Origin of the sequence: Serratia proteamaculans, from assembly GCF_013337185.1 — a bacterium.
Taxonomy (GTDB): domain Bacteria; phylum Pseudomonadota; class Gammaproteobacteria; order Enterobacterales; family Enterobacteriaceae; genus Serratia; species Serratia proteamaculans_D.
Genome location: NZ_SWDE01000001.1, coordinates 195692 through 208791 on the forward strand (window position 1 = coordinate 195692; position 13100 = coordinate 208791).

15 protein-coding genes are annotated in these 13100 nt (G+C 53.1%); 6 read left to right on the forward strand and 9 right to left on the reverse strand.

The window, feature by feature from the left end:
* Nucleotides 1-23: 23 nt before the first annotated feature.
* Both FCL49_RS01000 and cls read right to left on the reverse strand, forming a co-directional pair.
* Nucleotides 24-347: an HI1450 family dsDNA-mimic protein gene (locus FCL49_RS01000; RefSeq protein WP_004945300.1), complete on the reverse strand. Its 324-nt coding sequence runs from the start codon at nucleotides 345-347 to the stop codon at nucleotides 24-26.
* A gap of 255 nt (nucleotides 348-602) precedes the next feature.
* On the reverse strand, nucleotides 603-2063 hold the full coding sequence (gene cls / locus FCL49_RS01005; protein ID WP_012145416.1) for a cardiolipin synthase: 1461 nt from the start codon (nucleotides 2061-2063) through the stop codon (nucleotides 603-605).
* Nucleotides 2064-2315: 252 nt separating this feature from the next.
* On the opposite strand from cls, the gene FCL49_RS01010 reads away from it, so the two are divergent.
* Nucleotides 2316-2492 carry a YciY family protein gene (locus FCL49_RS01010; RefSeq protein ID WP_071593055.1) on the forward strand — a complete coding sequence of 59 codons (177 nt, stop codon included), beginning with the start codon at nucleotides 2316-2318 and terminating at the stop codon, nucleotides 2490-2492.
* 68 nt (nucleotides 2493-2560) lie between these two features.
* Here the strand turns inward: FCL49_RS01010 and FCL49_RS01015 are convergent, their stop codons facing one another.
* Both FCL49_RS01015 and FCL49_RS01020 read right to left on the reverse strand, forming a co-directional pair.
* A complete protein-coding gene (locus tag FCL49_RS01015; protein ID WP_085117075.1) occupies nucleotides 2561-3052 on the reverse strand; it encodes a Dps family protein in 492 nt (163 codons plus the stop codon).
* A gap of 196 nt (nucleotides 3053-3248) precedes the next feature.
* Nucleotides 3249-4721 carry an MFS transporter gene (locus tag FCL49_RS01020; protein WP_174352053.1) on the reverse strand — a complete coding sequence of 491 codons (1473 nt, stop codon included), beginning with the start codon at nucleotides 4719-4721 and terminating at the stop codon, nucleotides 3249-3251.
* Between the two features lie 122 nt (nucleotides 4722-4843).
* Between FCL49_RS01020 and FCL49_RS01025 the strand changes: the two genes are divergently transcribed.
* On the forward strand, nucleotides 4844-5389 hold the full coding sequence (locus FCL49_RS01025) for a TetR/AcrR family transcriptional regulator (RefSeq protein ID WP_135316813.1): 546 nt from the start codon (nucleotides 4844-4846) through the stop codon (nucleotides 5387-5389).
* Nucleotides 5390-5562: 173 nt separating this feature from the next.
* On the opposite strand, the gene FCL49_RS01030 is transcribed toward FCL49_RS01025, so the two are convergent.
* Nucleotides 5563-5859 carry a YciI family protein gene (locus tag FCL49_RS01030; RefSeq protein ID WP_174352054.1) on the reverse strand — a complete coding sequence of 99 codons (297 nt, stop codon included), beginning with the start codon at nucleotides 5857-5859 and terminating at the stop codon, nucleotides 5563-5565.
* Nucleotides 5860-6040: 181 nt separating this feature from the next.
* Between FCL49_RS01030 and FCL49_RS01035 the strand changes: the two genes are divergently transcribed.
* Both FCL49_RS01035 and tonB read left to right on the forward strand, forming a co-directional pair.
* Nucleotides 6041-6694 (forward strand): epoxyqueuosine reductase QueH, encoded by a 654-nt coding sequence (locus FCL49_RS01035; protein ID WP_174352055.1) that lies wholly within the window; start codon nucleotides 6041-6043, stop codon nucleotides 6692-6694.
* A gap of 236 nt (nucleotides 6695-6930) precedes the next feature.
* Nucleotides 6931-7671, forward strand: coding sequence for a TonB system transport protein TonB (gene tonB, locus FCL49_RS01040; protein ID WP_174352056.1), 741 nt, complete (start codon nucleotides 6931-6933; stop codon nucleotides 7669-7671).
* Nucleotides 7672-7740: 69 nt separating this feature from the next.
* Here tonB and yciA read toward each other — a convergent pair whose 3' ends face one another.
* Together yciA and FCL49_RS01050 are read right to left on the reverse strand one after the other, a co-directional pair.
* Nucleotides 7741-8169: an acyl-CoA thioester hydrolase YciA gene (gene yciA / locus FCL49_RS01045; protein WP_012145405.1), complete on the reverse strand. Its 429-nt coding sequence runs from the start codon at nucleotides 8167-8169 to the stop codon at nucleotides 7741-7743.
* A gap of 75 nt (nucleotides 8170-8244) precedes the next feature.
* Nucleotides 8245-8784, reverse strand: coding sequence for a septation protein A (locus FCL49_RS01050; protein WP_135316807.1), 540 nt, complete (start codon nucleotides 8782-8784; stop codon nucleotides 8245-8247).
* A gap of 234 nt (nucleotides 8785-9018) precedes the next feature.
* Here FCL49_RS01050 and FCL49_RS01055 point away from each other — a divergent pair, with 234 nt between their 5' ends.
* Nucleotides 9019-10722 carry a SulP family inorganic anion transporter gene (locus tag FCL49_RS01055; RefSeq protein ID WP_174352057.1) on the forward strand — a complete coding sequence of 568 codons (1704 nt, stop codon included), beginning with the start codon at nucleotides 9019-9021 and terminating at the stop codon, nucleotides 10720-10722.
* Between the two features lie 45 nt (nucleotides 10723-10767).
* On the opposite strand, the gene FCL49_RS01060 is transcribed toward FCL49_RS01055, so the two are convergent.
* Nucleotides 10768-11520, reverse strand: coding sequence for a YciC family protein (locus FCL49_RS01060; RefSeq protein ID WP_174352058.1), 753 nt, complete (start codon nucleotides 11518-11520; stop codon nucleotides 10768-10770).
* A 355-nt stretch (nucleotides 11521-11875) separates the two neighbouring features.
* Here FCL49_RS01060 and ompW point away from each other — a divergent pair, with 355 nt between their 5' ends.
* The gene (ompW, locus tag FCL49_RS01065; protein ID WP_174352059.1) at nucleotides 11876-12520 is read left to right on the forward strand and encodes an outer membrane protein OmpW; all 645 of its coding nucleotides are present in this window, start codon (nucleotides 11876-11878) and stop codon (nucleotides 12518-12520) included.
* Nucleotides 12521-12567: 47 nt separating this feature from the next.
* Here the strand turns inward: ompW and FCL49_RS01070 are convergent, their stop codons facing one another.
* The gene (locus FCL49_RS01070; protein ID WP_012145400.1) at nucleotides 12568-12882 is read right to left on the reverse strand and encodes a BON domain-containing protein; all 315 of its coding nucleotides are present in this window, start codon (nucleotides 12880-12882) and stop codon (nucleotides 12568-12570) included.
* Between the last annotated feature and the right edge of the window lie 218 nt (nucleotides 12883-13100).

The window sequence follows — 13100 nt, forward strand, 5'->3', positions numbered from 1 at the left end:
GGTTTATATTGATGCTTGCGCTGTTACTCTTTCCACAGAATGTGGCAAAGCTTGTGGTCTTTCTCACGGCACAGCAACACGCGGGCAAACACGTCGTTGATTGGTTCACCGTCGCTGTCCGCCAGGCCAATCACCACTTCGGCGAAAAAGTCAGGGTTCAGGTCAAAGTCCACATGTTCAGACCAGTCTTCCGCCGGGTCATACAGTTCTGCGCCGCCGCGCTCCTCAAACTGCAGGTTGAACAGCAGAATATCCGCCGGATCCAGATTGTCGCCGGCCAACTCCAAAAAGATGTCGTAAGCCTGTTCCAGCGTTTCGTCTTCAGTAAGGCGGTTATTCAAATCCATAATTAAATCCCGATAACAAATGATTCCTCATTATACCCTATGAATTTCAAGTTGCAGCTAGGCGACCAGCTCATTCATCCTCAGGCGCTTACTTAAGTAAGTAACTGGGGGTGACAAATCTGCCGGGAGCCGATTTGAACGCTGCTTCCAGCGGCCCCGAAGGGGGGTGGCCCATGGACGGGCCACATAACCGAGTGCAGGTAACAACGCTGCAACTTGAAAGGCGACGGGTATAAAGCATGCCCGCTACGGCATTTAAAGCAGCGGGCTGAAAAAGTAGAACAGGCGCTCAACAATACGGTGCCAGAACGGCCGTTTCTGCCACTCTGCGGCATTCAGCAACTGCGAACGAGCAATATAGTCGTCCTGCACGCAGGCCAGATCGCTGCCGAAACCGTCATCGTCGATCACCAGAGTTATTTCAAAGTTCAGCCACAGGCTGCGCATGTCCAGATTCACCGTGCCGACCAGGCTGAGTTGGCCATCAACCAGTACGCTTTTGGTATGCAGCAGGCCGTCTTCAAACTGATAGATGCGCACGCCAGCCTCCAGAAGTTCGGAGAAGAAAGAGCGGCTGGCCCAACGGACCATGGTTGAATCGTTGTCACGTGGGACGATGATGCTGACTTCAACCCCGCGCAGGGCAGCGGTACAAATCGCATGCAGCAAATCGTCGCTGGGTACGAAGTAGGGGGTGGTCATGATCAACTGTTCACGTGCCGAGTAAACCGCGGTCAGCAACGCCTGGTGGATCATTTCTTCCGGGAAACCGGGACCGGAGGCGATAACCTGGATGGTGTGGCCGCTTTCCTGTTCGAACGGCATGATATTGACGTCCGGCGGCGGCGGCAGGATCCGTTTACCGGTTTCAATCTCCCAGTCACAGGCATAAACGATGCCCATGGTACTGGCGACCGGGCCTTCCATGCGGGCCATCAGATCGATCCACTGACCGACACCGGCGTCCTGTTTGAAATAACGTGGGTCAACCATGTTCATACTGCCGGTGTAGGCAATATAGTTATCGATCAGCACCACTTTACGGTGCTGACGCAAATCCATTCGGCGCAGGAAGACGCGGAACAGGTTTACCTTGAGCGCCTCCACCACTTCGATGCCGGCGTTACGCATCATGCCAGGATAGGGGCTGCGGAAGAATTGCAAACTCCCGGCTGAGTCCAGCATCAGGCGACAATGTACGCCACGGCGCGCAGCGGCCATCAGCGATTCGGCCACCTGATCGACCAACCCGCCGGGTTGCCAGATGTAAAACACCATCTCAATATTATGACGTGCCAGCTCAATATCACGGATCAGCGCTTTCAGCGTTGCGTCGGTGGTGGTGAGTAACTGGAGTTGGTTGCCCTTAACGCCATCGATGCCCTGACGACGATCGCACAGTTGGAACAGGGGTCTGGCGACCTCGCTGTAATCGGTGGCGAAGATGCGCTGGCTCTCTTTTAATTCGCTCAGCCAGCGTGCGGTAGAAGGCCACATTGCCTTGGCGCGTTCGGCACGGCGTTTGCCCAGATGCAATTCACCAAAAGATAAATAAGCCACAATACCGAACAGCGGCAGAATATAGATCACCAGCAGCCAGGCCATAGCGGAAGGTACGGCGCGGCGTTTCATCAGAATACGCAGTGTCACACCAGCGATAAGCAGCCAGTAACCAAACACCATGAGCCAACTGATTACGGTATAAAATGTTGTCATAAAGGCGAAAAATCCCGTTCGCAAACCACCAACGATGAGTGTACGCACAGAACGCTAAAGGGGAAACCTTTTCTCGGCGCTTATGTTGCAAAAATATGATTGGCTTAAGGCACTTGCTGTAAACAAAAATACATTTTGCGCCGAACATCCTTTGTCATCACAAGGGCAAAATACGGGGTGCCGCGGGTTGGATCCTGTGACGAAAGGACTATAATGCCCGCCGTTGGCATTTGACGGATGAGTGATGAAACGATGAGACGCAGTAGAAACGAGGTGGGCCGCTGGCGGATGCTGCGGCAGAGTCAGCGCCGCAGGCATCGCTGGTTGGAACGCCAGTCTTGCAGCAATCGGCATATTATCCGGGTGCGTCGTCGCCTGGATGACCAGCACCGGCGTTCATTGCTGTTTGTGGTGGCCTACGAGTGGTAAAACGAAAACAGTCCCCAGGGGGACTGTTTCAGATTGAAAAGAAGGAAATCGGGTTTTGGCTGCCGAGGTTATTTCCCAAGATAGGCGTTAAGCATCCAAACCTGTTTTTCCTGCTCTTTGATGTAGTCACTCATCAGGGAAGCGGTGCCTTCGTCCCCCGCATCGGCTGCCAGAGTCAACAGGTCACGCTGCTGTTGTAGCAGCACCGAATAGCCGTGCAGTAAACCGCCCAGCGTGCCTTTATCGTCGGTGACATTGGTATCTTCCTTGATGTCGGACGTTTTCAGATAATCGCTGAAGGCATGACGCGGTTGCGACCCCAGAGTCAAAATACGTTCTGCCAGCTCATCAACCTTGGTTAACAGATCGTTATAGGTTTCTTCAAATTTGACGTGCAGTTCAAAGAAATGCGGGCCGGAAATGTTCCAGTGGTAGCCGCGCACGTTCATATACAGCACCTGATAATTTGCCAGCAGCGCATTCAACGCTTCCGATAGTTTTGCCGATTGTTTGCTGTCCAGGCCGATATGGTTTTTCGCTGCTTTCTTCGTCGTTGCCATAATAATCTTCTCCTGATTATTTGATTCGATGATTTACACAATATCCATAACAAACACAGTAACCGGATTTATCGCAGGGTTAAAGACGATCAAAAGCATCAATGCAATCGCTGAAACCAATAACGATAAATCCGACAAGCAAATTGCCCATTCAGTTTAAGCACAATGCGTTAACAACAACAGCGACTTGGTATCATTACTTGCGTAAGACCATTTTTGCCACGCCGGCACTTAGCGCCATCAGCAATGCCGCCGCAATCAGCACCACTATAAATGCGCGATCGAAAGCCAGTCGTGCCAGTTGCCTCAGTTGTTCAGCTTGATCGACAGCCAGATTGGCCGCCAGCCGCAGGGCTTCATCAATACTGTCGTAGGCGACGTCACCCACCGGCAGATTGTCGGGTAACACCAGGCTGTGGCTATAGATGGCGGTCATCAAGCCACCCAGCAAGGTGATACCGAGCACGCCACCCAGCTCATAGGACACGTCCTCGATCGAGGCAGCCATACCGGATTTTTCTTCCGGGGCATTGAGCATGATGGCGGTCGACGCGGCGGTAATGGCGCCACCGATGCCAAAACCGGCGATAAACAGACAAACCAACTGCGACATCAGGCTGTTCTGGTAAAGCAGGGCCAGCCCGGCGATGCCGAGGCCGGTCAGGAACAATCCGCCGAATATCATGCTGCGCTCGCCGTAGCGCGGCAGCAGTAAACCGGCCAGTGGGCCTGCCAGTGCGGACGCCACCGGGATTGGCAGAATAAACAGCGCGGCCTGTAATGGGCTCAGCTCAAGCACCAATTGCAGGCGTTGAGTCAGAACCAACTCCACGCCGACTAATGCAATCATCGACACCAGCGCGACGCCGACGCCGCCGGCAAACAGCCGATTCTGGAATAGCGAGAAGTCGATCATCGGGTAGCGCGCCTGCCGCTGTCGACGAACAAACAGCCAGAGCGACAAAACGCCGATGGCGGCGGCGATTGCCAGCGCAGAAAGGGAGGGAGTTGCCTTGCTAAGTTCCTTCAGTGCATAGATGCTACCCACCAGACCGGCCATGATCTGCACTGACCCGAGGATATCGTAAGGAGCTTTATTTTCCCCACCGCAGTGCGGTATCAATCGCCAGGCCAGCGGCAGTACCACCATGACGACAGGAACGTTGATCAAAAATACCGATCCCCACCAGAAATACTCCAGCAAGACGCCACCGACCACCGGGCCGATAGCGGCACCACCGGAAGCGACCGCTGCCCAAATGCCAATCGCCAGGGCGCGTTCGCGTTCGTCAGTAAACACATGGCGGACAATGGACAGGGTTGCCGGCATCATCATCGCTGCACCTACCGCGAGAAATACGCGGGCGGCGATCAGCCATTGGGCTGAAGGAGAGAAGGCCGCACAAAGGGAGGCGATGGCAAACACCGGCAGCCCGGCAATAAACAGCCGTTTATGACCAATGCGATCGCTCAGCATGCCCGCTCCGGGCAGTAAACCGGCGACCACTAGCGGATAGGCATTCACAATCCATAACTTTTGTGAGGCGCTGGCATCCAGCGCCAGGGTCAGCCGAGGCAATGCGGTGTACAGCACCGTCATATCGATAATGATCAAAAATAGCGCGCTGGAGATCATTGCCAGGATCAACCAGCGGTTGTTTGCGTGCATAATATTATTCCAAAAAAGCAGGCGACGCGGATGCGTTGCTATAAGGTCACCACCCGAACGTAACGGGTGGTATACTGGGGTAATATATATCCATACGTATGTATTGAAAAGAGGGTTTCTCAATGGGACGTCAACGGAGCATCGATCGCGACAAGGTTCTGGATATGGCCGAGGAGATTGTCGCCAGGCAGGGTGCGGCCGGGTTGACCATTGATTCTGTCGCCAAGGCGATGGGGATTTCAAAGGGCGGGGTGCAGTACTGCTTTGGTACCAAAGACGCGTTAATTGATGCGATGTTCGAACGTTGGGGTAAAGCCTATGACCAGGTTTTCGATGCCATTGCCGGGGAAAGTCCCTCGGCCACAACGACAGTGCAGGCGCATATGCAGGCCACCCGAAGCTCCGATCAGGCATCCAGCGCCAAGGCCGCAGGTCTGATGGCGACCCTGATCCAAACGCCAGAGCATCTGGACAGCACGCGTGAGTGGTACCGCAGCCGGATCGCCGGTCTGGATTTAACCACCGAGGAGGGCAAGCGGGCACGATTGGCCTTTCTGGCTACCGAAGGGGCATTTATGTTGCGTTTCTTTGGCCTGATGGAGATAAATCAAGCGGAATGGGATGCCATGTTTGCGGATATGCAGACGCTGATTCTGGCGAAAAAATAGTTCACCTATCACAGCGATAGCTGGCGAACCGGCAAGCGAAGGGAGTAACTTTATCGGACAAGATATTCCCTCGAAGAACCCTTTGGCCAGCCACTCCGTGCTGGCTTTTTTTTATCTGGGATCTCGCCAATAATGGCGAGTCCGTGATGATTGAAGCGGCGATGTCCCAAAAATCAGAATACCTGCTTAAAAGGCTTTACCGTTACCTCAGCATAAACGCCGGCGGCGACGTAGGGATCCTGCTCGGCCCAGGCCTGGGCGTCTGTCAGTGAAGCGAACTCCGCAATCACCGTAGAACCACTGAAACCAGCACTGCCAGGGTCGTTGCTGTCGATGGCTGGATTGGGACCGGCGATGACCAGGCGGCCTTCATCACGCAGGGCTTGCAGGCGTGCCAGGTGGGCCGGGCGTACCGACAGGCGATTTTCCAATGAGTTGGGTACGTCTTGCGCGTAGATCAGATAAAGCATGTTTCACCTTTAAAATCATTGCTATAGATCGGTAAATTTAAAGTAGCGCAAAAGGGGTTACAAGGGAATGCTTGCTCGCTGGAATTTGCCTGTGACTGGCGCTTATGCCTTGAGGTGACTAGCTTTTATTCGTATAGTTCGGCCGCATGATTTAATGAGACAAGGATTGAGAGGTGAGGAAATGACGGAACTGGTTAGAGATAAACTCGACTTGCCTGAGGGCAAAAGCAAACTGCTGCTGCACTCTTGCTGTGCGCCCTGTTCCGGTGAGGTGATGGAAGCCATTCAGGCTTCTGGCATCGAATACGCCATTTTCTTCTATAACCCGAATATCCATCCACAAAAGGAATACCTGCTGCGCAAGGACGAGAATATCCGCTTTGCGGAACAGCACGGCGTGCCGATCATTGATGCCGATTACGATACCGATAACTGGTTTGCTCGCGCCAAAGGAATGGAGCACGAACCTGAGCGCGGGATCCGTTGCACCATGTGTTTCGACATGCGCTTTGAGCGCACCGCGCTGTACGCGCACGAGCATGGCTACGACACCATATCCAGTTCGCTGGGAATCTCCCGTTGGAAGAATATGCAGCAAATCACCGACTGCGGCGTGCGCGCAGCGGAAAAATACCCAGACCTGGAGTATTGGGATTACAACTGGCGCAAAAAGGGTGGTGCGTCGCGGATGATCGAGATCAGCAAGCGTGAACGCTTTTATCAGCAGGAATACTGTGGCTGCGTCTATTCACTGCGTGACAGCAATCTACACCGTAAGGCGCAGGGCCGGCCGTTGATCAAACTGGGCGTGTTGTATTACGGCGATGAAGATTAATGCTGTATTGGTCAAGGATAACCCGCTACGGCGGGTTTTTTCGTTTTGGCCAGGTAAATCAGGTTAATGAAGCGTGTGAAAGCCTCAGTGAATAGGCAAACGAAAGGTTAATATCCCCATGAGTTTGCAGGTTTTAGCGATGAATAATGACGATTAGAGCGATAGTTTGCCATTCGTTATTGAATATGATTGCTATTTGCATTTAAACTTGGCGAACCAGAGGAAACAGAATCATTATGCCGCTAAAAAAGATGTTCCTTAATCGCCGTTTGTCCGTGCCAATTATCTTGTCTGTTGGCTTACATAGCGCCTTGGTGGCGGGTCTGCTCTATGCTTCTGTCAAGGAAGTGATGGAGTTGCCGAAACCTGAAGATGCGCCGATCAGCGTCATGATGGTCAATACCGCCGCGATGGCAGAGCCGCCTCCGCCGGCACCGGCCGAGCCTGAGCCAGAGCCACAGGTAGAGCCAGAACCCGAGCCAGAACCGCTCCCAGAGCCACCGCCGAAGGCGATACTGAAGCCGGAGCCGGTAAAACCCAAGCCGAAGCCAAAACCGAAGCCGAAGGTCGAAAAAACGGTTAAGCGTGAGCCACAGAAAACCGAGCCGCGTGAGCCGTCGCCGTTTGAAAATAACCAGCCGGCCAAGCCTGTCGATAGGGCTCCGGTGAAGCAGGCGCCGGCAGCACCGGTTGCGGGCAATTCGCGTGATGTGGCACCGAGAGCACTGGTGCAATCTAAACCAATGTACCCGCCACGGGCGCAGGCATTGCAGATCGAAGGCAAGGTAAAGGTACAGTTTGATATCGACAGCGATGGCCGTGTGAGTAACGTGCGTATCCTGTCAGCAGAACCACGCAATATGTTCGAACGTGAAGTTAAACAGGCGTTGCGTAAGTGGCGCTATCAAGCCAAAGAAGTAAAAGGTCATATCGTGAATATCCACTTCAAGCTGGATGGTTCGACCGACGTAAACTGATTAAGGTTTGTGCCAATAAAAAAGGGTCGCTATTCACCAGGCGACCCTTTTTGCTGTTTGCATTCCGGCTTATTCTTCGAAGCCAACGCGGAAGTTCATCTTGCCATCGGGCAGGGCGCGTGAATTACCTTCATCGTCTACTGCAACATAGGTAAACACAGCTTCGGTTGCGCGGTAGCGCTGGCCGATAGGGGCGGAAGATACTTTTTTGACCCACACTTCGATATTGATGGTGATTGAACTGCGTCCAGTGCGGATACAGTGCGCGTAGCAACATACCACGTCACCCACCGCGACCGGTTTCAGGAAGGTCATACCGTCCACTCGCACGGTAACGACGCGGCCTTCGGCAATTTCTTTCGCCTGAATAGCGCCGCCAATATCCATCTGCGACATCAGCCAGCCGCCAAAAATATCGCCGTTGGCGTTGGTATCTGCCGGCATCGCCAGCGTTCGCAGCACCATTTCGCCACTGGGTAAAGGTCGTTGTTGAGTCATAGCTGTCTGCTTATCAAAGAAGGGATTTCACTATACTGCCCGTAGCAAAGGCTACGGGCATTAACAATTTTGTAACTATTTTTTCTGTTCTTCCGGCATGTGCCGATAAATATAAACGCCGCTGAGCAGGGTAAATACCAGCGTCAGCGCGGTCAGACCGAAGACTTTAAAGTTAACCCAAACGCTCTGGGGCAACCAGAAGGCAACGTAAATATTCGCCAGACCACAGGCCAGGAAAAATACTGCCCAGGCCAGGTTGAGGTTATTCCAGACTTTATCCGGCAGCGTCAGCTCTTTGCCCAGCATGCGTTGAACCAACGGCTTTTTCAGCACCAGTTGGCTAATCAGCAGCGCCAGTGCGAACAGGCAATAAATGATCGTCACTTTCCATTTGATAAACAAATCGTTATGGAACACCAGCGTCAAAGTGCCGAACACCAGCACCATCAGGAAGGTGATCAATGTCATCTTCTCAATTTTGCGGTATTTGAACCAGGTGAACACCAGCGCCAGGGCGGTAGCAACAATCAATGCGCCAGAGGCAACATAGATATCGTAGAGCTTATAAAAAGCGAAAAAGACAATTAACGGGAGGAAATCAAGAAACTGCTTCATAAATCAATCCATCATCTGTTCATCGGCCGACTATACCGGATTTGGCGGGCTCTGTGTACCGCTGGCAACTGCTGATTATCGGCGTTTGGTCGTCGGATTTCCGCCATGAAAGCAGGAATTTGCATAAACTTACGATTGAGGTCGCGAGTTCGCGGCGGGCAGATTGCCAGCACGGCATAGGCATCGCATGATACGCGCAATAATAGCCGGATAATTTATAACGGAAAACAGTTTATGCAGTGGAAATCTCTCCAGGCGCTTACGCCCGGTTTGACGCATTTATTAGGGTATCAACGCAGCTGGCTCAAACCGGACATCCGCGCCGGGCTTTCCGTCGCCGCCGTGGCATTGCCGGTAGCGATTGCCTACGCCGAATTGGCCGGCGTCAGCCCGATAGTGGGGTTATATTCCTGTATTTTGCCAATGGTAGCCTACGCGTTTTTTGGCTCTTCACGCCAACTGATTGTAGGGCCGGATGCGGCGACCTGTGCGGTGATTGCCGCCGTCGTGACCCCGTTGGCGGCGGGCAATATGGAACGCCATTGGCAATTGACCATCATGATGACGGCAATGATGGGCGCCTGGTGTCTGTTGGCCAGCCGCTTCAAGCTGGGCGCACTGGCCGATTTACTCTCGCGACCGATACTCAGCGGTTTGCTGAACGGCGTGGCAATTACCATCATGGTCGATCAGATTGGCAAGGTGTTCGGATTTGGCGTGCACCCGGCGCAGCTGATCGAACGTATTTACGCGCTGCCAGGCAACCTGATGCACAGTGATTGGCTGACGATGGCGGTCTCGTTACTGGCGCTGGTTACGCTGATCGGGTTTAAAAAATGGCGGCCCAACTGGCCGGCACCTTTATTTGCCATTGTTCTGGTCACTTTTGTTACCTGGGCAGGCGGGTTGCAACAGCATGGTGTGGTGACGGTCGGCGGTTTTAGTGATGTACTGCCGATAGTGCAGTGGCCGGATTTTCAACCGGGTTTGCTGCGTGACATGGTGATCCCGGCGCTGAACCTGGCCGTGGTCAGCTTTGTCAGCATGATGCTGACCGCACGAAGCTTCGCGGCGAAAAACGGTTATGAGGTGAATGCGGATGCCGAATTTCGGGCGCTTGGCCTGGTGAATATCGTCTCGGCACTGTCGCAGGGGTTTGCCATCAGCGGGGCAGATTCGCGCACTGCGGTTAATGATGCCAACGGCGGCAAGAGCCAACTGGTATCGATCATTGCGGCGGCGGTGATTGCCTTCGTGCTTTTGTTCCTGATGGCGCCGCTACAGTTTATTCCGGTGGCGGGGTTGGGTGTGGTGTTGATGTACGCCGCCTGGTCGCTGTTGGATATTCGTGGCATCTGGATCATGCGGCGTCGCAATGCTCAGGCCTTCCGGCTGGCGATGTTTACCTTCCTTAGCGTACTGCTGGTGGGGGTGATCAGCGGTATTGGCCTGGCGGTTTTACTGGGCCTGATGCAGTTCCTGCGCACGGTGTTCCGCCCAACGGAACAACTGCTGGGCGTTAATGACGAAGGCATGATCCATTCGATGGGCAACAATAACGGCATTAAAGCGGTGCCCGGTGTGATGATGTATCGTTTCAACTCGCCACTGACCTATTTCAACGTGGCGTATTTCAAACGGCGGATCCTGAACCTGGTGGACAGCACACCGTTCCAGCCGCGTTGGGTAGTAGTGGACGCCGTTGCCAGCTTTACCCATGCTGATATCAGCGTACTGGCGGCCATCGACGAATTGAAACGTGATTTGTTACAGCGTAACGTGAAGTTGGTGCTGGCAGGACGGCGAACCGAGCTGACGCGCTGGTTCCGTATCAATCGAATGGGGCGCGATCGGGAGTTGATATTGGTGCCGGACTTGTACCTGGCGCTGAAGCTGATTCAAAGTAAGGAGCAGGCGGAACCTGCTGTGGCTCAATAAACAAAAGGCACGCCGAAGCGTGCCTTTCAGATTTCGACTGTGAGATTAGCTGCGCAGCAGCATATACAGACGGAACAGGTAAATCAGCAACAAGGCCGAAACCAGGTTGCTCAGGGCGGTCAGCACCACGCTGGCGACGTTCGGGGTCAGCACCGAAAGGTGGCTCACCATAAACAGCACCAGCAGCTTGGCTGCCAGCCACAACATCATCGCCGGAACAATCACCCGCGCATTGGCGAACGCCAACTTGCAGCTCAGCTTAATCGAGGCGAACACGCCTTTCTTTTCGGTAGCGGTAATCACCGGAGCCAGAGAGAAGGCGATCGCCATGATCACGCCCGGCACCACAAACAGCGTCAGGCCCAGCTGGATCAACAGCGTGCAGATAAACAGCAGCAGCAGTAAACGCGGCAGTTCCGGCGCAGAAGCACCGATAGCGCGCAGTGCGCTGATGCGCTGCCCCTGAGAAACCAGACGAATCAATGTCAGCATCCCGCCAACCAGCAACACGTTGCCCACTAATGCGGAAAAGGTGGCGGCGGCTGAAACCTTCAATAACACCATCTGTTGCTCAGGCGTCATTTGTTGAATGATTTCCTGGATCCCCATACCGGCGGATGCAGCAAAGTCACCTTCCGTTGCGCTCAGGATCTTCAACTGTTCGACGTCAGGGCTGAAAGCCTGGTTGAGCAGCACAGAAATGAACGCGGTCAACAGCGCCAGCATCAGGATACTGGTCAGTTGGTTACGGAAAAAATTAAAACTGTCACGGTACAACGTGTTGGCCGTGATAGGCATGCAGACTCCTTGGCATCGAGAAACAGAGATAAATCAAAATCAGTGGGCGATTGTACCCTGTTCCAGGCCGCTGTGGCACCCCGCGAAGTGCACTGTGACGATTTCTTCTGCAATCGGCTTTATCGCTATCCTTTGCCACCTTTCAAGCTGTGTTCTTGCGTCGGAACATGTAGATAATTTGCAACAAAAGGCATTTTTTGATTCAGATCAATCCTTGATTTATTAGCCTCTTAGGTAACCTTGTTTTTAGTAGGAATTAAAACTTTTACACATAAGATGTGATCTCGATGGGATCATAAATACCCGTAAGTAGGTATATTCCCCCTGGATGATAACCACACAAATGGAATGGATAATGAAAAAGACAACTCTGGTGGTATTGGCGGCAATGATGACGCCTATGTTGGCAAGTGCGCATCAGGCAGGCGATTTTCTGTTCCGCGCAGGCGCTGCTACTGTGCGGCCAAATGCCGGATCGGACGACGTGTTGGGGCAAGGCTCATTCAGTGCCGACAATAATACCCAGCTTGGTCTGACCTTCGGCTATATGGTGACGGACAATATCGGCGTCGAATTGCTGGCTGCAACGCCGTTTCGCCACAAGGTAGGGCTGAACGGTTCTGCGGTGAACGGGAATATCGCAACGGTACGCGATCTGCCACCAAGCCTGATGGCGCAATACTATTTCGGCGACAAACAGGACAAACTGCGTCCGTATCTGGGGCTTGGCGTTAACTACACCACCTTCTTCGATGAAAAATTCAACGATAACGGCAAAAGCGCCGGGCTGAGTAACCTGAGTTTAAAAGACTCTTGGGGCGTAGCCGCGCAGGCGGGTCTGGATTACAACCTGGATGAACACTGGATGCTGAACATGTCAGTGTGGTGGATGAACATCGAAACCAAAACTCGCTTTGACGATGCGGACGGTAATCATCACAGCATTGATACGCGTTTGGATCCGTGGGTGTTCATGTTCGGGGCAGGGTATCGCTTCTGACAGGGATGAAACAGGGAGGCGCACGCAGCGCCTCCGTTTTACTTTTACTACTTGATGTTCATGACGTTTTCAACGGATTTCACACCCGCTACGCCACGAGTCACCTGCACCGCACGGTTGGCATCGGCGCTTGAACTGACAAAGCCGCTCAGTTGCACACGACCTTTAAAGGTCTCGACACTGATTTCGGTAGACTTGATGGTTTTATCCGCCAGCAGCGCTGACTTCACCTTGGTCGTCACTACCGTATCGTCAATATAACCGCCAGTCCCTTCAGATTTCGCTGTTGGCGCGCAGGCACTTACTGCGAATGCCACAACGGCTGCCATGCATAAGACCGAAAGGGTTTTAAATAGCTTCATAAATTACTCTCCATGCAATGTTATTGTTGAAACTACATTCGGGTTTTCACCTGAAAACGTAGCGCATTTCCCCAAATAAAGAAATGCCCGACGCGCAGGGTTAATTGTGAGACAAGAATCAGGTTTGTTCAAATCGAAGGTGTAAAAAAAATAGCACAACCTTGAAGAGAAACAATATGTTAACAACGGGCATAGATTATCTACGCCCGTTGCTGGTC

Excerpts from the sequence above, each read along its gene's own strand:
- FCL49_RS01000 (WP_004945300.1), bottom strand. The coding sequence starts at position 347 with ATGGATTTGAATAACCGCCTTACTGAAGACGAAACGCTGGAACAGGCT.
- cls (WP_012145416.1), bottom strand. The coding sequence starts at position 2,063 with ATGACAACATTTTATACCGTAATCAGTTGGCTCATGGTGTTTGGTTAC.
- FCL49_RS01010 (WP_071593055.1), top strand. The coding sequence starts at position 2,316 with ATGAGACGCAGTAGAAACGAGGTGGGCCGCTGGCGGATGCTGCGGCAG.
- FCL49_RS01015 (WP_085117075.1), bottom strand. The coding sequence starts at position 3,052 with ATGGCAACGACGAAGAAAGCAGCGAAAAACCATATCGGCCTGGACAGC.
- FCL49_RS01020 (WP_174352053.1), bottom strand. The coding sequence starts at position 4,721 with ATGCACGCAAACAACCGCTGGTTGATCCTGGCAATGATCTCCAGCGCG.
- FCL49_RS01025 (WP_135316813.1), top strand. The coding sequence starts at position 4,844 with ATGGGACGTCAACGGAGCATCGATCGCGACAAGGTTCTGGATATGGCC.
- FCL49_RS01030 (WP_174352054.1), bottom strand. The coding sequence starts at position 5,859 with ATGCTTTATCTGATCTACGCGCAAGACGTACCCAACTCATTGGAAAAT.
- FCL49_RS01035 (WP_174352055.1), top strand. The coding sequence starts at position 6,041 with ATGACGGAACTGGTTAGAGATAAACTCGACTTGCCTGAGGGCAAAAGC.
- tonB (WP_174352056.1), top strand. The coding sequence starts at position 6,931 with ATGCCGCTAAAAAAGATGTTCCTTAATCGCCGTTTGTCCGTGCCAATT.
- yciA (WP_012145405.1), bottom strand. The coding sequence starts at position 8,169 with ATGACTCAACAACGACCTTTACCCAGTGGCGAAATGGTGCTGCGAACG.
- FCL49_RS01050 (WP_135316807.1), bottom strand. The coding sequence starts at position 8,784 with ATGAAGCAGTTTCTTGATTTCCTCCCGTTAATTGTCTTTTTCGCTTTT.
- FCL49_RS01055 (WP_174352057.1), top strand. The coding sequence starts at position 9,019 with ATGCAGTGGAAATCTCTCCAGGCGCTTACGCCCGGTTTGACGCATTTA.
- FCL49_RS01060 (WP_174352058.1), bottom strand. The coding sequence starts at position 11,520 with ATGCCTATCACGGCCAACACGTTGTACCGTGACAGTTTTAATTTTTTC.
- ompW (WP_174352059.1), top strand. The coding sequence starts at position 11,876 with ATGAAAAAGACAACTCTGGTGGTATTGGCGGCAATGATGACGCCTATG.
- FCL49_RS01070 (WP_012145400.1), bottom strand. The coding sequence starts at position 12,882 with ATGAAGCTATTTAAAACCCTTTCGGTCTTATGCATGGCAGCCGTTGTG.